General features: G+C 55.3%; 8 protein-coding genes. 7 read left to right on the forward strand and 1 reads right to left on the reverse strand.

The genetic code is table 11. From position 1 onward, the window contains the following. Positions 1-6,990 (reverse strand): GAF domain-containing protein, encoded by a 6,990-nt coding sequence (locus tag ACR3EJ_RS19310; RefSeq protein ID WP_170542727.1) that lies wholly within the window; start codon positions 6,988-6,990, stop codon positions 1-3. 769 nt (positions 6,991-7,759) lie between these two features. On the opposite strand from ACR3EJ_RS19310, the gene ACR3EJ_RS19315 reads away from it, so the two are divergent. From ACR3EJ_RS19315 to ACR3EJ_RS19345, 7 genes are all read left to right on the forward strand, one after another. Then, entirely contained in the window at positions 7,760-10,960 is a 3,201-nt protein-coding gene (locus tag ACR3EJ_RS19315; protein ID WP_480423274.1) for an endonuclease/exonuclease/phosphatase family protein, read from the forward strand. 967 nt (positions 10,961-11,927) lie between these two features. Next, complete coding sequence (locus ACR3EJ_RS19320; RefSeq protein ID WP_170542725.1) at positions 11,928-13,010, forward strand: MHYT domain-containing protein; 1,083 nt, start codon at positions 11,928-11,930, stop codon at positions 13,008-13,010. Positions 13,011-13,149: 139 nt separating this feature from the next. Continuing rightward, positions 13,150-13,983, forward strand: a complete 834-nt coding sequence (locus tag ACR3EJ_RS19325; protein ID WP_170542723.1) for an FAD binding domain-containing protein — start codon at positions 13,150-13,152, stop codon at positions 13,981-13,983. Positions 13,984-13,997: 14 nt separating this feature from the next. Continuing rightward, positions 13,998-14,492 (forward strand): (2Fe-2S)-binding protein, encoded by a 495-nt coding sequence (locus ACR3EJ_RS19330; protein WP_093963851.1) that lies wholly within the window; start codon positions 13,998-14,000, stop codon positions 14,490-14,492. Next, positions 14,489-16,906 carry an aerobic carbon-monoxide dehydrogenase large subunit gene (locus ACR3EJ_RS19335; RefSeq protein WP_170542722.1) on the forward strand — a complete coding sequence of 806 codons (2,418 nt, stop codon included), beginning with the start codon at positions 14,489-14,491 and terminating at the stop codon, positions 16,904-16,906. The genes ACR3EJ_RS19330 and ACR3EJ_RS19335 overlap by 4 nt, the downstream gene beginning before the upstream one ends. Positions 16,907-16,959: 53 nt before the next feature. Continuing rightward, complete coding sequence (locus ACR3EJ_RS19340; RefSeq protein ID WP_170542721.1) at positions 16,960-17,826, forward strand: AAA family ATPase; 867 nt, start codon at positions 16,960-16,962, stop codon at positions 17,824-17,826. Continuing rightward, the gene (locus ACR3EJ_RS19345) at positions 17,826-19,013 is read left to right on the forward strand and encodes a VWA domain-containing protein (RefSeq protein ID WP_170542720.1); all 1,188 of its coding nucleotides are present in this window, start codon (positions 17,826-17,828) and stop codon (positions 19,011-19,013) included. The genes ACR3EJ_RS19340 and ACR3EJ_RS19345 overlap by 1 nt, the downstream gene beginning before the upstream one ends. Positions 19,014-19,022 lie beyond the last annotated feature (9 nt).

The raw sequence follows: 19,022 nt of genomic DNA on the forward strand, positions 1-19,022 counted from the left end.
TCACCTTCTTATTCTGGGGGAATTTAACAGGGCTTCAATTAGGACCGATACGCGGATCGGTTTAGTGATGTAGTCGTCCATCCCTGCTTTCAGGCACATCTCACGGTCGCCCTGCATGGCGTTCGCGGTCATCGCGACTATGCGAGGACGACTGCCATCCGGATGCGCTTTATTGATACGACGAGATGCTTCAAGCCCGTCCATCTCGGGCATTTGCACATCCATGAAAACGACATCATATGTTTGCCGGTTGACGCTTTCGACCGCTTCAACACCATTGCTGGCCAAATCAGCGCGATAGCCCATCTGTTCCAGCAGTCGCAGCGCAAGTTTCTGGTTCACCAAATTATCCTCAGCCAGCAAAATCCGCAGTGGATGTCGTGTGGCCATATCCGGATCTGTTTGTGGTTTGCCCTGAGGTTTGGACGGCTCTACGCGCACCTTTTCAGTCGCGAACAATGTGACCAGGGTATCGAACAGGTGGGATTGGCGCAGAGGTTTGGCAAGGTTGGCGGCGAAGAGCCCATCCTCAAGGTCTATATCGCGCGGGCCAAGTGAACTGAAAAGGATGAGTGGCAAGCCCGGTTTCTTGGCGCGAACCCTTTTTGCGAGCTCTGCTCCATCCATGTCAGGCATATGCATGTCGAGAATGGCCAAATCGAACTCGACGCCTTCTTCAAGTATGCTCAGCGCCTCTGACGGAGATCCATACGTCGTTGTCTGCGTGCCCCATTTCTCGGTTTGCAGAGAAAGGATTTTACGATTGGTGGCATTGTCATCCACCATCAAAATTCGCTTGCCTTCGAGTTCAGGCTGAACACCAACAAGATTGCGAGAAGACGATTTAACTGGCTTTGCAGGTTTGGCCTGGATCTTGAAAACAAAGGTGGAACCGCTCCCCTCGCCATTGCTTTCAGCCCACATGGTCCCACCCATAAGTTCCGCAAGGCGTTTCGAGATCGCAAGACCCAGACCAGTGCCGCCATATTTTCTGGTCGTTGAACTATCTGCCTGACTGAAAGACTGAAATAATCGGCTCATGCCCTTTTGGGATAGGCCGATTCCAGTGTCTCGGACTTTGAACGTTAGTTCGAGCGATCCCTGTACCTTGGCGGATTGTTCAACAGACAGAACCACTTCGCCGCTTTCGGTGAACTTCACTGCGTTAGAAAGCAGGTTCAGCAGAATTTGCCGCAATCTGGTCAGATCCGCGCTAATCGCCAGTGGTAGCGCGTCATCGAACTCATAGGCTAAATCCAGTTGTTTCTCGGCGGCTTTGCCACTGACTAAGTCGAGTGCGCTTTCTATGCATTCGCGCAGGTCGAACGGATGGTTTTCGATATCCATCTGTCCGGCTTCAATTTTCGAGAAGTCGAGGATCTCGTTGATGATACCCAACAGCGCGTCACCACTATCGCGGATGGTGTTTGCATAGTCGCTTTGCTCTGCATCCAACTCTGTGTCCATCAACAGGCCGCTCATCCCGATCACCGCGTTCATGGGCGTGCGTATCTCATGTGACATGGTGGCCAGGAATGCGCTTTTTGCTTCGTTGGCAGTTTCAGCAGCCTCGCGCGCTTCTTCAGCTTCGCGGAAAAGGCGTACGTTCTCGATGGCAATAACAGATTGATCGGCGAAGGACTCGGCCATTGCAATATCGTCATCCGAGAAGGGTGTTTTGGATTTCCTGATGAAATAGAGGCCGCCCAGACATTTGCCTCCGCGCATCAATGGCACGCCAAGGAAAGCTTCAAACCCGCTTTCTTCGTGAAGCTTCTTTGCCAACCGCGGCAGGTCACCCGACGACAAATCATGCACATGCATGGTTTTTCCAGACAGCAATACTGACGACAGAAAATTGTCTTGCGTATCCAGCGGGTGCCGAGTTCTTCCGAAATCACGTATCAGCCCTTTGGGCGAGGCCAAAGCCACTTGCCACCAGAAACTCTCATCCGACAACGCCGCACCGGCCATGTCGCACGAAACGAGCCGTGTCGCGGAATCTACGATCACCTCAAAAACAGGCGTTGTATCCGTGGGCGATTGGCTGATCACCCGCAATACATCAGCACTCGCAGTCTGACGTGCCAAGGAAGACTGAGTTTCATTGAACAGGCGTACATTTTCCAGCGCGATTATGGCCTGAGCGGCAAATGACTCGGCAATGGACACTTCGTCTTTGGTAAAAACCTTGGACGTCTTTCGAATAAAGACCAAGTTGCCGAAACAGTCTTTTCCGCGCATCAAGGGCACCATCAAAAACGATTTAAAGCCCTTCTCGCGAAATATCTTCTTGTCGCGCCGCGGTAGTTCATCGTAGCGCCAATTTGGCATGTGTAGCGTCTTGCCGCTTTTGATTGCCCAGGACGGCAGGTTGTCTTCGGGGTCAATCGGAAGTCGATCCGTCCACTCGACTTTTTCCACACCTGCTGGCGTTGCGACAGCAACCTGCCAAATTTCGGTTTTGTTGGCTTGAATAGCAATTGCCAGGTCGCAATCTATCAGCGTCGTTGCCAGTCCAACAATCTTCTCAAACACGGGTTTGGTATCGGTTGGGGATTCAGAAATTACCCGCAGCACATCTGCACTGGCGGTTTGGCGGGCAAGCGCGGTTTGCGTGTCATTGAAAAGCTGCGAGTTCTGAATAGCGATGATCGCCTGTGACGCAAATGTCTCCATCTGCTTGATTTGCTTCTCGTCGAAAGCCGCAGTTATTCGGCTGCCCATGCTGATGACACCGATTGTGACACCATCGCGGATCAGTGGCACGGAAAGGACGGATCGATAGCCCTCGAGATTGGATTTGAGCAGCGGATCGTAATTGGGGTCAGCTTGCGTATCTTCAACATAGTCGGCCCGTCCATGCAGAAGCGCACGTGCCGTGGCCGATGTTTCCCCGGGCTCAAAAGGATGCGCCTTTAAAAAATCCGCGAATTTGCCCGACAAATTGTGCCCGGCAAAATAATGGTACTTCCCATCTTCGGGTGCCTTAAGCGCAACGAAGGCATCCTGCAGGCGACAAATGCGAGACGAAACGGCCAGCAACGCCTCCAGTACAGGCTCCAATGCATCAGGAGATCGGGAAATAACTTCGAGCACCTCGCTTGTGGCTTTCTGGTAGGCTAAGGATTCCTCAACTTCCTCAGTTCGGGCTGTTACCTCGTCGAAAAGGTGCGCATTTCCGAGCGCAATTACCGCTTGCGAGGCGAACGTTTCAACCAAAGCTATCTGCTTGTCCGAGAACGCCCCAATTTTCGAATGAGCAAGTGAAATCACGCCGAGCGTGACCCCATCCTTTACCAGTGGGACCCCTAAAGCCGAACGAAATCCGGCACCCAGTGCTTCTTCTTTCCAAGCATAGTCCGGGTCGTGCTCAAAATCTTCAATATACACCGTTTTGCCTGTCAGCGCGGCGCGTCCCGTGGTCGTGCCCTTGTCTGGAACAAGCACCTGACGGGTTATGACGTCGTAATGAGCTGCGGCGGAATTATGGGTCGCAGCAATGTCGTATACTCCGGTTTCTTCATTCAGTAGTGCGACGTAAGACGCCTCGGGTTTGCAGATGCGAACCGCCACTTGCAAAATAGCTTTGAGTACGGGATCGAGTTCATTTGGCGAGCGCGAGATCACTCCCAGCACTTCAGACGTGGCTGTTTGATAGTCGAGCGCTTCTTCAACTTCTGCTGTACGGGCCTGCACTTCTTTGAACAACCGAGTGTTGTTGATGGCGATCACAGCCTGGGATGCGAATGTCTCTAACAGGTTGACCTGTTTTTCGCTAAACGCCCCGGGCTTCCGGTGCGCCATGACGATAACACCAACGGTCACGCCTTCGCTGACTAAGGGGACGCCGAGGGTGGTAAGGTAATCACCGATTTCCGCCGCCACCTTCCATGTGTAAGTTGGATCTTTACTTGTATCTTTTATGTAAACAGTCTTGCCATGAAGGGCTGTGCGGCCGATGCACGAGCCTTCCTCTGGGGCAATAGGGTTGTCTGACAAATAGTTAAGAAACGCATCACTCACGTTGTGGGACATGGCCACACGGTACAACCCATCGTCAGCATCCCGCATTGCAAAGAATGCATATTCTGGGTCGCAGATGCGTGAGGAAACTTCCAGGATTGCATCTAGCACCCGTGGAAGATCGTTAGGCGAACGAGAGATGACATCTAAAACCTCTGACGTGGCAGTCTGGTATTCTAGTGACTGCACGACCTCGGCAGTGCGTTCCTCCACTTCCCGGAACAGGTTGGCATTTGTAATGGCGATAATCGCTTGGTCGGCGAAGGTTTCTAACAACTGAATCTGCTTGGTGGAAAATCCCGAAACCTCGGTTGACCCGACCGAAATTACACCCACAACCTCGCCATTTTTGACCAACGGGACCCCGAGCACGGACCGATATTCCCCGACGCCGCTATCCTCCATCCAAGTATAAGACGTCTCGGTTTCGACATCTTCGATATAGATGGTGCGTTTCGACAGTATGGCACGCCCGCTTACACCGCTTTCATCAGGCGAAATAGGATGCGCTTTGACATATTCCGCAAAGGTCGTGTCCTGCGTAAGTATTGCAAGAACATGAAAAAGCTGATCGTCGGGGTTCAACATTGCAACATAGGCATCCTGCAATTCGCAGATGCGCGACGCTTCTTTGAGGATAGCATCGAGAACAGGCGCCAACTCATTTGGTGACGCCGAAATAACCCGCAGCACTTCGGATGTAGAGGTCTGATATTCCAAAGCCTGCGTAACTTCCGCTGTGCGATCCTGAACTTCGCGAAACTGTCGGACGTTTTCCATTGCGATAACGGCTTGAGCCGCGAAGGTTTGGACCAGTGCCACGTCGTCGTCTGAGAATGGCGCAACTTCACGACGATAGAGCACGATCACCCCTAGACCGGTGCCATCCTTCATCAACGGAACGGCCAGAACCGAGCGGGCTCCTTCAATCTCAACCATCTGAACCCGTTTCGGATCACGATCCCTGAGGTAAAGGGGATCGTCCGCGATATCGTCCTGGCGAATGACCTCGCCATCAATCATTGGTTTGATCGCAATTAATTCAGTGCGTGTAAGTGGCTCCATAAAATTTTTGAGCGCTTCGTCAAAATCGATTCTCGCACCAATATTGGCTGGGATCGTTGCGATCCCGCGTTCGTGATCAGCGATACACAAGAAGGCGAGTGGCGCTTTGCACAGACGGCTGGAGTTTTCGAGAATGCTCTGGAATACAGGTCTTTCGTCGTCGCGGCTACGGCTTATGACTTCGAGGATTTCTCGCGATGCTTTTTCGCGCTCAAGTCGTTCCTGAACCTCTCGAAATTGGCGCGTATTTTCTATCGCTATGACTGCGTGTTTGGCGAACTCTTCAATGAATTGCACGTCGGGATCGGAAAACGGGCGGACTTCGCGGCGGCTGACTGCGATCGCACCAATCGCCTGTTCCCCCTGCATCAATGGCACAACAACCCGTGACCTGATGCCTTCGACCTCGACCATTGTAACAGCAGTAGGATCACCCGAGCGGTAGAACTCAGTGTCGGCGATGTCCTCGACGCGTACAACCTTGCAATTTCGTATCGCCGCCGCCGCCGTGACTGAACCATCAAGAGGCCACTCTTCTCCCAATTCGACGTCGGTTCTATCGTGCCCCCATGCACCGGCCAATTGAATATGGGTTCCTGCAGCGTTGACCAAAACCAGTGCCGCCTGATCCGCGTCACAGATTTCCGTGGCCTGCTGCAGCACCGCTTCAAAGACGCGTGCATCGTTGTCCCGGCTTTTGCTGATGACGCTCAGTACCTCCTGCGTCGCCGTTTGGCGTTCTAACTGGGTGTGCAGCTCTTTCATTTGACGGGTGTTATCTATTGCGATCACAGCCTGCGCCGCAAAGCCCTCGACCAAAGAGATTTCATCTTCAGTAAATGGCCGCACTTCACGCCGGTAAATCCCAATGACACCGACGGGGTCTCCATTTGCCGACATCAAAGGAACCGTTAGAAACGAACGGACACCTTCCTCATCAACCAGTTGCCGGCGCCAAGGATCCCCGTTGATGTAGTGGTCTGTCTCGCGCAAATCGACGTTGTGAATAACGCGCGCTTCCCGCACGGACTCGGCAATTTGTAAATTTGACTCCAAAGACCAGCGATCAACGCCGACCTTGTACGTAGCCAATTGATCACCAAAATGGGCCGCGTATTCCAAATGAGTTCCTGCCTCATTTAGCAGGCTCAACGTGGCTACATCTGTTTCGCAAAGCCGGGCCGTGTTTTCCAGGATCGTCTGAAAGACTGGCGCTTCATCTTCCCGAGATCGACTGATCGTCTCCAGCACATCGCGCGTTGCCCCTTCACGAGCCAGACGGACCTGCAACTTGCTAAACTGGCGAACATTTTCAATTGCAATGACCGCCTGCGCGGCGAAAGTTTCAACCAGCTGGACCTGATCGTCGGAGTACGGTCGCACCTCATCCCGTGCCAGCATCAGGCATCCGATTGCACTGCCACCCACTTTCAAAGGAACAAACAGATTGCTTCTGCACCCATGCGTGTCGACAATGAGTTTAAAGCGCTCATCGCCCGATTTGTGGAAATCGGTGTCGCCCATGTCGACAACACGCCTGATCTTACCGCTGAGAATAGTGTCCGTCACGATGGAGTTGCCTGGCTCCATCGTGTATTTGCCGTCGAGCCACAGCTGCTGAATATCCGGGTGCAGATTGACGCTGGCAATCAGTTGCTGACGCGCATCCCCTTCTTGCCCGAGAACCAGACCAGCAAAAATGGCATCGCAGAGATCTTTTGCCAGCGTTAAAATCAAGTCGCATACTGGTTGGATGTCATCCTTGGTCTCAGAAATCGCCTGCATAACCCGCGCAGTAGCTTCGAACCGCGCCTGCTGATCATCCGCGCTGAGCCCCGAACTTTGCGCAGTCGACGACGCTGAACTTTCCGTCTCTTCCGATGTCCTCTTTCCACCCACCTGCGTTCGCAGCTCCCGCACCAACTAATGAAACACACACAACACCGGAGTTTACTGGGCATAAGATATAAGTCACAGAGTTTCTTTGCAGACAGTATTCAATGCGCTTCGGGCGATGCCGGTATGGTGTGGCCTTGGGAAGATCCTCAGAATCATAAAGACAGCCGCCCTATTTGCGAAAAAGGTATCCTAAATAGGAGCTGTGTTAAACTTCCCAGAATACTCAAACATCGCTGTTGTATATCATCTTTGGGCTGCGGGCGGCCCACCAGGCCAAAAATGCGGATGGCCGCAAGGTCCGCATGTCGAATGTTCAGGCAGCCTTTGATTTTGCGCTCGCAGCGAACGGTAGGTTCGACGGGCCGCGCCGCAGCATGGAGTCAACGGGCTGCGGGTCCGGTTGGGGCCGTTTGGCACATTTGAGTGTCTGGTTTGGGCTACTATTTTCATTTTTAAAGCAATCAATGCGCGAAACTTGGTTAAAAGCCGGCACTTAGGTTGCAGCCATGTTGATGGTCTATTCTTGGCGGATAAAAAATGAACTCCAACAAAATACTGACTGCACTTAGAACTGCTCAAACATTGCGATTTTCACCAGTTGCTTATGTGAGCAACGGCCTGACGAATATCTAGCGGCAAAGCTCCGCCGTATTGCTCGATTGTACACAACTTTTTAACTAATTTCTCTAGCTTACGCTACCTTGGGTTGTGTTGCGGTGAGTCTCTCGTAGGCCGCTGCCTTTTTTCTTATCTATAAAGAGGTACTGACATGACGACCGTTTTAGCTGCTGGCGATATTGCGTTTACCGGTTTCAATTCTGACAACCCTGATGAGTTCACTTTCGTTGCCCTGACTGACATCGAAGCCGGGACTGAGATCAGATTTGCTGACAATGGCTGGCTCGCAGCGGGCGGTTTTCGCAGTACTGAGGGTGTTTTTATCTGGACGGCACCTGCAAATATCGCGGCGGGAACCGTAATAAATCCAGCTTTCTCGGGGCCATCCTTCTCTGCAAGCGGGGATCAGATACATGCCTACCAGGGGAACGAGACCGCGCCGTCTTTTGTTGCGTCTGTTCATTTCAACGGCACTGGTTATGAAGCTGACGCAACTTCTTCAAACACTTCGGCTCTGCCCGCGGGTCTGACTGTGGGTACCAGCGCTGTGGCTATTCCCGAGACCGACAACGGAGTCTATAATGGTCCGCTTACAGGCAATAAGGCAGAGCTTCAGGCAGCCATCAACAACGCGGCAAACTGGGTGACTGATAATTCACGGATCGACGATATCGAACCGGCGAGTTTCACTGTCACTGATGCCACACCGTCGCCCTCAGTTATAATCAACGATTTGGACCTTGCCACCGATGAAGGTGGCATGGCGGATACATACGAAGTCACATTGTCTGTCGCACCTACGCAACCGGTCACAATCACCATCGCGGTGGGCACTGATCTGGATGTCGTACCGGCCGAGCTTGTATTTGATGTGACAAATTTTGATCAGCCGCAGCAAGTTGCAGTGACAGCGGTTGATGACGATTTGCCCGAGGCGGCCGAGATCGCGGAAATACAGCATTCTGTCACATCCGATGACCCGGCATATGACGGCATCCTCGCCCCTATCGTGGAAGTGTCTGTCTCGGCCAGCGACATCGAAATCGTTGCAATCTACGAGATCCAGGGCGCGGGTCATGTGTCTGATTTTGTTCTGGCCGAAGGGCAGACCGTTGCCGAGTTTTATGAGACCCTCCCCGCCGGCACATCGAACGTTTTTGGCGACTTGGTTTCGACCAGCGGTATTGTTACAGCGGTGGATTCCAACGGGTTTTACTTGCAGGACCCGGATGGTGACGGTGATGATACCACCTCAGACGCGATATTCGTGTTCACTGGTTCCAGCCCGACTGTTTCTGTCGGTGATGCAGTTTCAGTGGGTGGAACAGTTGCTGAGTTTTTCGCTGGCGGTACAGGCAGCGGAAACCTGTCGAGTACGCAGCTGACGAATGTGTTCGATCTTGAAGTCCAGTCTTCAGGCAATACCCTGCCAGATGCAGTTATGATCGGCAATGATCCGGGTGAACGGGCAGTTCCGAACCAGAGCATCGACGATGATGCTTTTGCCTCATTCGAACCCATTCAGGACGGCATCGACTTCTTCGAAAGCCTCGAAGGCATGCGCGTGACGGCGACCGATCTGCAAGCCGTCAGCGGAACCAGCCGGTTTGGCGAGATTTTTGCCGTTACCGATCAGGGCAGCGGTGCCACGGGTCTTTCCGAGCGCGGCACGCTGAATATCTCGCCAGATGACTTTAACCCCGAAAAAATCCAGATCGACGAAGACAGCGGGATTTTCGACTTTGACTTCCCGACGGTAAACGTTGGTGATCTTCTCGGCGACGTCACAGGCGTGGTTGGATACAGTTTCGGAAACTTCGAAATCCTGCCGACCAAGGATTTTACCCCGAACATTCAATCCGCCGGATTGGAACCGGAATCGACCGACATTGCCGGGTCGGCCAATGAACTGACAATTGCGACGTACAATGTGCTTAACCTTGATCCAAATGATGACGACGGTGATCAGGATGTGGCCGATGGGCGGTTCGACGCCATTGCCGCGCAGATCACCAACAACCTGGGCAGCCCCGACATCATTGGCCTGCAAGAGGTGCAGGACAATTCCGGCTCGGTCGATGACGGAACCGTTTCGGCAGCGGAGACCCTTGCGGAGCTGGCCGCGGCCATCGTTGCCGCAGGTGGTCCGGCCTATGAGGTGATCGACAATACCTTCATCGGCGACGGAACATCGGGCGGTCAGCCCGGCGGCAATATCCGCACGGCTTTCCTGTACAATCCCGAGCGTGTCACGCTGGTTGAAGGATCGGTACAAACCATTGGTGGGCAAGGTCCCGGCGAAGCGTTCGAAGGCGCGCGCCTGCCGCTGGTCGCTGATTTCGTCTTCAACGGCGAGACGGTGACGGTGGTCAACAACCACTTCTCCTCTAAAGGCGGATCCGCGCCCATTCTGGGGACCGAACAAGATTTTTCCGCACGTCAAGAGGATGTTACAGTGAATGGCAGTCTGGATGAACGTCAGGCTCAGAGTCAGGCGGTGCAGGACTTCGTCAATGGTCTTGGTGCTGAGGCCAATGCGGTTGTATTGGGTGACTTCAACGAATTCGAATTTGTCTCACCTGTGGCCGATCTTGAAAACAACACCAGCCTTGTAAACCTGACAAACGATATCCCGGAAGACGAGCGCTATACCTTCGAGTTTCAGGGAAACAGCCAATCGTTAGACCATATTCTGGTCTCCGAGGGATTGTATGCCGGCGCATTGGTGGACATTATTCATGTCAATTCGGAATTTGCTGCAACCAGCGCGCGAGCGTCGGATCATGACCCGATGCTGACCAGCTTGTTTCTGCCCGACACACAGACACTGGCGATCGAGTTCGAGGCAGATGGGTGGTTCAGAACCACAGCATTCGAGAGCATCGATGGCGAAGTTGTAGATGTCGACCGGCTTGGTCCCCTGCGCAAAAGTCTCAAATTTTCGGATGTTGGTGTTAAGGTGGATGCGATTGACCCGACCAATTTCGAGTTTGTCGCCACCAAGCATGGCGCGATAGGTGTCTATTCCTTCGACGATCCGATCTTCGGACGCGAAGCCAGGTCAGTCGACGGTGATGAAAGCTTGATGATCGCGTTGGAGGACGCGGATCTTGAGGCGGTGGAGTTCATGTTTAGCTTCGACGAAAGTCATGGAAACGGCGAAGTGGAGGTTGCGTTCTACGATGACGGAGAGCTTGTGGGCACGCTGATCGCGGATGCCGCCGAAGGTGATTTCCAAGGTTCGTTGGGCCGCACGAGTTTTGACGCGGTGGAGTTGGCCGCAAGCGGTGATACTATGTTTACGGTTGATGAATTTTCCTTTGATGTGATTGATCACAACCTGATCGCGTAGTTCTGAAGTCGCACAAGCTTCTTGTGCACTATGAGAACAGCGGCTTCGACGGCTGCATTGCTGTATCGCGATGCGGCTTAAACGGTGTGTTAATGGCTCCTGGAGAGCTAGAGAATTATGTCACTGCGATGGGCTGTGGGCGAAATCATGTGTTCGACCTGTTAGCGTCCGAGTTTCGAAGCGCAGGAAGGTACGCATTTTGTGAGTTTGCCTGTCTTGCGATTTCTCTCCCGCGGTGAATGGCAGGTTTAACGGGCCGCGCCGCAGCATTACCGGTAGCGGTTGAATGTCTCCTTTGGGCCGCGAGCTACCTCTTCCAGCCCGAAGCGGACTTCGCGAACTATCTTCTGCTTGAAAAGGAAAATTGGAAGCCGACGCGCAGCCGATTTGTCAGCACTATGCTTCAACAAGGAAAATCCCCTATCTGTTGGCAGGCTGAGGCACGGCCTGAGATCTGGACAACAAGGCAAGTGGCCGGTCGCAAGGCGATATAGTGATCCGAAGATGGACAGTTTATTCGCGAAGTGTTCAAACGCGTTAGCGCCTATTTGGTCACGTAGCCTTTAGGCCTATTGGATCTTTGCTCCGGTCTGGCCCGTACTCTACATCGTGATCGTCTGGATAGGTCGGTAGCCGTAGGAGGCAGGCAAAATGTCTTTAGCGGTGAAGCTTGCTTGGACGCAACTTGAATTGAATGTCCAGTAATCGCCACCTTTCATGCCTAGATCCGCAATCACTTTAACTAAGAGCGATCCCTCTCTAGCCAGGACATTTTCGTGCAGACACGTTCCGGCGCTGCTGCCGAATGGCGCGAACTCGGTGCCGGACACAAGACAGCTTTGCTAGCCTCGCTGAGACCGGTTCGAATTCCTCTGCGCGTGCTGCTGCAGTCCGGCCAGAGTAGATTGTGCCGGGAATTTCAGTTTGCTAACGTCAGACACGCGCTGGGGAGGGCGGGTACACCTATATGCTGGACTATTCGCACAACGCCTGGCTTGTGGCGGCCTCTTTGGCCGTGTCGCTGATGGCGGGATTTACCGGGCTGTATCTGACCCATGGTGCATCCCAGCTTGACAGTCAGCGGCGTAAGCTTGTGGTTGCTCTGGCGGCAGTCATTCTGGGTGGCGGCATCTGGTCGATGCATTTTGTCGCCATGCTGGGTCTGCAACTGCCGATCCTGTTTTACTATGACGCTCTGATCACGCTGATTTCTGCTCTGGTCGCGATCCTGATGGTTGGACTGGCGCTTTTGCTGCTGCATTTTCGCTCGCGAACGCCCCACATCATGATCGGGTCTGGGGTGATCGTGGGCCTGGGGATCGTGGTGATGCACTATATCGGAATGGCCGGAATGCAGCTGTGCCGTCCCGTCTATAATGCATTGGATGTGGTTTTGGCGACGTTGGCTTCGGTGATACTGTCGGTTGCGGCCATCTGGGTCGCCTATGGTAATCGCACGCAGCGCAATATTCTCTTGGGTACGGTCTGCTTTGGGCTGGCCGTGTTCACTATGCATTTTGTGGCTACCAGCCTGACTGATTTCGTGGCCAGCGATAGCGCCGGTGGCGCGGGACCTGCGCTGGACAATCAGGTTCTGGCGATGGGTGTCACCGTTTCGGTGTTTCTGATTTGCGGAGCGTTCCTGCTGACGGGAATCTCGTTCATCGAACCAAAGGAGGCGCCTACACCCGAACGCACTGTTGAACCAGCAGCCCTGCGTGCCGGTGTTCCATTCGAGCGCGAGGGTCAGACTTTTTTCGCCGATCCCAACCGCATCGCCGCCATTCGGGCCGAGGGGCATTATACCGTTCTCTATATGGGTGCTGAAAAACTGTTCTGCCCTTGGTCGATCACCGAGGCTGAATCGCACCTGAAACCTGACGGGTTTCTAAGGACCCATCGCAGCTATCTGGTGAACCCAAAGCACGTCTCAAGCTTTGAGCGTCACAAGGATAATGGGACCTGTTATTTCGACGGCGTCGACGCGTTGACAAAGGTACCGGTCAGCCGATCCCGTTTAACAGACATTCGCGAGGCGCTTGGCCTTTGATCGCATCTCGTGCAGCCAATTCGCATTTCGTGAAACAAGCTGCGCGCCCTGTTTCCGTTGGCTGGAACGCCTGAGCCAGCCACTCTTTTCTTACCCAAGGTGCCCCAAGGCATAACGCTCGGACCCAGGGAGGAAAAACATGATACCAGCCGGTTTTGAGTATCACCGGCCAGGCGACATCGCCTCGGCCATCGGCATTCTACAGGAACACGGAGACGAGGCGCGCGTGATCGCAGGCGGGCACAGCCTGATCCCTATGATGAAACTGCGCATGGCCGAGATGGGCCATCTGGTCGACCTGCAGGCGATTGAAGAGCTCAAAGGGATCGAGGTCGGGTCCGACACCGTGACATTGGGCGCGATGGTGACTCAGCACGAACTGATCACCCATGACGGTCTGGCCACGGCCATTCCGTTGATCCGCGAAGCCGCTTTGCAGATCGCTGATCCGCAAGTGCGTTATATGGGCACGGTTGGTGGCAACGTCGCCAATGGGGATCCAGGGAATGACATGCCGGGATTGATGCAGTGCCTGAACGCCACGTTTGAGTTGTCCGGTCCCGATGGTAACCGCAGCGTTGCGGCACGTGACTTCTACGAGGCTGCTTATTTCACCGCCCGTGAAGATGAGGAAATCCTGACACGCATCTCGATTCCGGTCCCCGAATCCGGCGTCGGGCAAGTCTACGAAAAGCAAAAACGCAAAATCGGCGACTACGCTACCGCTGCCGCTGCAGTGATGGTTGGAAATGGCACTGCGTCAGTTGCTATGACAAATCTGGCCGACACACCCATCTGGTCCGAAAGCGCGAGCAGTGCTTTGGCGGGTGGTGATGTCGAGGGCTGTGTGTCGGAAATGCTCGACGCGATCGACCCGGTCGCTGACAACCGCGGCCCCGTCGAATTCAAGAAACACGTGGCCGCTGTGATGCTGCGCCGCGCCATCGACCGTGCTCAAAGCCGTGCGGTCTGAGGGGAGAAACACTCATGTCGAAAATGCACGTCAAACTCACCGTGAACGGCAAGCAGGTCGAAGGTCTGGCTGAGCCGCGCACGCTGTTGATCCACTTCCTGCGGGAAGATCTGAAAATCACCGGTCCTCATATTGGGTGCGAGACCAGCCATTGCGGCGCCTGCACCGTGGATATCGACGGTAAATCCGTCAAATCCTGCACGACCTTTGTCGCGCAAGTTAACGGTGCTGATATTACCACTGTCGAAGGCCTGACCAATGACGATGGCAGCCTGGGTGTTCTGCAGGAAATGTTCCGCGAACATCACGGGCTACAATGCGGCTTCTGCACGCCGGGCATGATCACCCGCGCGCATCGCCTGCTGCAGGAAAACCCGAATCCGACTGAGGAAGAAATCCGCTTTGGCATGGCGGGGAACCTCTGCCGCTGTACCGGGTATCAGAACATCGTCAAGGCGATCTCAGCCTCGGCTGACATGCTCAATGCTCAGAAGGAGGCCGCGGAATGAACGATCAAACTATGACCCCCGAAGAGCGCGCCGCCAATCTCAAAGGGATGGGAAGCTCGCGCAAACGCGTCGAGGATGTGCGCTTTACCCAGGGCAAGGGCAACTATGTCGATGACATCAAGCTGGACGGGATGCTGTTTGGCGCGTTTGTCCGTTCGCCTTATGCCCACGCTCGCGTTGTCAGTGTGAACAAGGACGCCGCGTTGGCCGTGCCCGGTGTTGTTGCCGTTTTGACCGCCGAGGATCTGGCTCCACTGGGTCTGCATTGGATGCCGACGCTGGCCGGTGATAAGCAAATGGTTCTGGCCGATGGCAAGGTTCTGTTCCAGGGCCAGGAAGTCGCTTATGTCGTCGCTGAAAATCGCTACATTGCAGCGGACGCGGCAGAACTGGTCGAGGTTGACTACGAAGAACTGCCAGTCCTGACCGACCCTTTCGAGGCTCTGAAATCCGATGTTGTCCTGCGTGAAGACCTTGCGGGTCAGACCGAGGGTGCACACGGACCGCGCAAGCATCACAACCACATCTTCACCTGGGAACAGGGCGACAAAGACGCGACCGAGGCTGTTCTGGGAGAGGCTGATGTCGTGGCCGAAGAGATGGTCTATTACCATCGGACTCACCCGTGCCCGCTGGAGACGTGCGGCTGTGTTGCCTCGATGGACAAGGTGACCGGCAAGCTGACGCTCTACGGTACATTCCAAGCTCCGCACGCGATCCGGACTGTTGTGTCGCTAATCTCGGGATTGGCGGAGCACAACATCCGAGTGATAAGCCCTGATATCGGTGGTGGCTTTGGCAACAAGGTTGGCGCCTATGCGGGCTATGTCTGCTCGGTTGTCGCCTCGATCGTGACCGGCCAGCCGGTGAAATGGGTCGAGAATCGGATGGAAAACCTTATGTCCACCGCCTTTGCCCGCGATTACTGGATGCAGGGCAAGATCGCCGCGACCAAGGATGGCAAGATCACCGGTCTCTGGTGCCACACCACAGCGGATCATGGTGGATTTGACGCTTGTGCCGACCCGACCAAATTCCCGGCCGGTTTCATGAACATCTGCACCGGGTCCTACGACATTCCTACGGCTTATCTGGCTGTGGATGGGGTTTACACCAACAAGGCACCGGGCGGTGTCGCCTATCGTTGCTCGTTCCGGGTGACCGAGGCCGCCTATTTCATCGAGCGGATGATCGAGGTTCTGGCCATCAAGCTGAACATGGACGCGGCCGAGCTACGCCGGATCAACTTCATCAAGGCCGATCAGTTCCCTTATCAGTCCGCGCTGGGCTGGGAGTATGACTCGGGCGATTATCACACCGCTTGGGACAAGGCGCTGAAGGCTGTGGACTATGAAGGTCTGCGGGCGGAACAGGCGCAACGGATCGAGGACTTCAAAGCCGGAAAGACCCGCAAACTGCTGGGCATCGGCCTGACGCATTTCACCGAAATTGTCGGGGCTGGACCGGTCAAGAACTGCGATATCCTTGGGTTGGGAATGTTCGACTCATGCGAAATCCGGATTCACCCAACCGGTTCCGCCATCGCACGGCTGGGGACGATCAGTCAGGGTCAGGGTCATGCAACGACCTTCGCCCAGATTATCGCCAGCGAGATCGGCCTGCCTGCCGATGACATCACGCTGGAAGAAGGCGACACTGATACCGCGCCCTATGGGCTTGGCACCTATGGGTCTCGGTCGACACCTGTAGCCGGTGCGGCAACGGCGATGGCCGCCCGCAAAATCCGCGCCAAGGCACAGATGATCGCGGCTTACTTGCTTGAGGTCCACGACGACGATGTCGAATGGGACGTGGATCGGTTCTCGGTCAAAGGTGCGCCTGAGCGGTTCAAGACGATGAAAGAAATCGCCTTTGCCGCACATAATCAGGCGATTCCGGGGCTGGAACCCGGTCTGGAGGCCGTAAGCTACTATGACCCGCCGAACATGACCTACCCGTTCGGGGCCTATATCTGCGTCATGGAGATCGACGTCGATACCGGCGAATGGGAGGTCCGGCAGTTCTATGCGCTGGACGATTGCGGGACCCGGATCAACCCCATGATCATCGAAGGTCAGGTCCATGGCGGCGTGACCGAGGCTCTGGCAATCGCTATGGGTCAGGAAATCGCGTATGATGAGATGGGTAACGTCAAGACCGGTACGTTGATGGACTTCTTCTTGCCCACCGCGTGGGAGACGCCCAACTACACCACCGATCACACGGTGACGCCGTCTCCGCACCACCCGATCGGTGCAAAAGGCGTTGGCGAAAGCCCGAATGTCGGTGGCGTTCCTGCGTTCTCGAACGCGGTGCATGATGCCTTCCGTCCGTTTGGCCTAGTCCAAAGCCACATGCCGCATGACCACTGGCGTATCTGGAAGATCGCCAACGGTCTGGGAATGCACGGCTAACAGGAAAAGCTGCCGCGCTGGAATACGGCGCGGCGGCAATCCGGGAGAATTGCATGAGCTTGCAGCACATTCAGCAAGGCTTGGCCGAAGTGGGTTACGTTGCCGATGACCGATTGGCGATGGCGCTTCATCTGGCGCAGTTGCTTGGGCGTCCGCTGCTGTTGGAAGGGCCAGCAGGGGTCGGGAAAACCGAGGTCGCAAAGGCGTTGGCAGCACAGCGCGCGGCGCGGTTGATCCGGTTGCAATGCTACGAAGGGTTGGATGCCAGCCACGCGATATATGAATGGAATTACCAACGCCAGTTGCTGGCTATTCGTGCAAGCGAGGCACAGGGTGGCACCAGGGAGGCCCAGCTATTCACTGATGACTATTTGCTAAAGCGACCTTTACTAGAAGCGATCAGCGAAGAAGAACCACCTGTTCTTCTGATTGATGAAATCGACCGGGCGGATGAGGAGTTTGAGGCCTATCTGCTTGAGATTTTGTCGGACTTTCAGATCACGATCCCCGAGCTTGGCACCATCAAGGCGCGTTCGCGGCCCATCGTGATCCTGACGGCGAATGGGACGCGGGATCTTTCGGACGCGCTGCGGCGTCGTTGCCTGTATAGTTTCCTTGACTACCCATCGCGTGAAACGGAAATGGCGATCCTGAAAGCCCGCATGCCCGAAGTTGAAGGGCTGCTGGCGCGCCAGATTGTTGGCGTTGTGCAGGCGCTGCGCAAAGAAGACTTGGAGAAGACCCCCGGCATTGCCGAAATGTTGGACTGGGCGGCGGCCCTTTCTGGGCTGGGTGTAAACGACATGGCGCAGTCCCGCGAAGAGGTTCAGGCGACCCTTGTTTGCATTCTGAAAACCGCTGCCGACTACGACGCTGCTCCGCCCGAGGTGACGGATCGCCTGATCGGAAAGGTGGCGTAATGCAGGTCACCCGGTTCCCCGCGCGCGCATCTGGTTTGTCGGAACGAATGTCCGGTTTCATCGCGCATTTGCGTATGAACGGACTACGCGTCGGGCCGGCTGAAACGGGGGACGCATTGGCCGCGCTGGCGGCGGTTGAGGCGACGGATGTCAGACAGGCCCAGCAGGCACTTTGCGTGTTGCTGGCCGGCGACGCTGACGATTGGCGGCGGTTCGATGACCTGTTCGAAGCCTATTGGTTCAACACCGGCAAGCAACGCACGGGAACCGCACAAACGGCTCATGTGCGGGTCCAATCCGCCAAGCCGATGATCTGGCAGCAAGAGAGCCAGGATAGTCAGGAATCCGAGACCGGCACGGATCAGGCCGCCGCACCCGATCCCGGCGATGGGGAGGCCGTGGGGAGAGACGGGAAGCTGATTGCAACCCGTACGGCGAACCTGTCGCGCCGGGATTTGCGCGAGTTGATGGATGAAGACGCGCTGCGGCAGGCGGAACAGGCCGCAACCGCCATCGCGCGTGCGATCCGCGATCGGCGCTCACGTCGACAGAAACAAGCGTTACGTGGACCGGCTCTGGATATGCGTCGGATACAACGCGCCAGCCTCGCACGAGGAGGAGAGCCGATGGATCTGTATCGCCGGGCTCGCCCATCACGCCCAATGCGGATTGTGGCCTTGTGTGACGTCAGCGGATCGATGACTGTCTATTCGCGGGTTTTTCTGGCCTTCCTCAAGGGTCTGATCGGCAGTGGAACAGAGGCGGACGCCTATCTCTTCCATACCCGCCTGATGCGCGTCACGGATGCGCTGCGCGACCACGACTCGTTACGCGCGGCAGGGCGGTTATCGCTGATGGCCGAAGGGTTCGGCGGTGGGACCGACATCTCGGGAAGCCTTGAGAGGTTTCTGAACGGATATGGTGCTCGCGCATTGAACGGGCGGACGATCGTATTGATCCTCTCAGACGGGTATTGCAGCGAGTCGCCTGAGGCCCTGGGAGATGCTCTGGCTCGGATTCGGCGCAAGGCGCGGCGGATTGTTTGGCTGAATCCTCTTAAAGGATGGAAAGACTATCAGCCCATTGCCGCCGCTATGCAGGCAGCAGAACCTTATCTGGATGCGCACCGGCCGGCCAACACGCTCGACGCGCTGGCGGCGTTGGAACCCGAATTCCGCAAACTGTGAAAGGACACG

Source organism: Ruegeria sp. AB11, from assembly GCF_056536325.1.

Bases quoted from the DNA above. Each gene is read 5' to 3' on its own strand.
- ACR3EJ_RS19335 (WP_170542722.1), top strand. From the start codon at position 14,489: ATGAACGATCAAACTATGACCCCCGAAGAGCGCGCCGCCAATCTCAAA.
- ACR3EJ_RS19340 (WP_170542721.1), top strand. From the start codon at position 16,960: ATGAGCTTGCAGCACATTCAGCAAGGCTTGGCCGAAGTGGGTTACGTT.
- ACR3EJ_RS19315 (WP_480423274.1), top strand. From the start codon at position 7,760: ATGACGACCGTTTTAGCTGCTGGCGATATTGCGTTTACCGGTTTCAAT.
- ACR3EJ_RS19320 (WP_170542725.1), top strand. From the start codon at position 11,928: ATGCTGGACTATTCGCACAACGCCTGGCTTGTGGCGGCCTCTTTGGCC.
- ACR3EJ_RS19325 (WP_170542723.1), top strand. From the start codon at position 13,150: ATGATACCAGCCGGTTTTGAGTATCACCGGCCAGGCGACATCGCCTCG.
- ACR3EJ_RS19345 (WP_170542720.1), top strand. From the start codon at position 17,826: ATGCAGGTCACCCGGTTCCCCGCGCGCGCATCTGGTTTGTCGGAACGA.
- ACR3EJ_RS19330 (WP_093963851.1), top strand. From the start codon at position 13,998: ATGTCGAAAATGCACGTCAAACTCACCGTGAACGGCAAGCAGGTCGAA.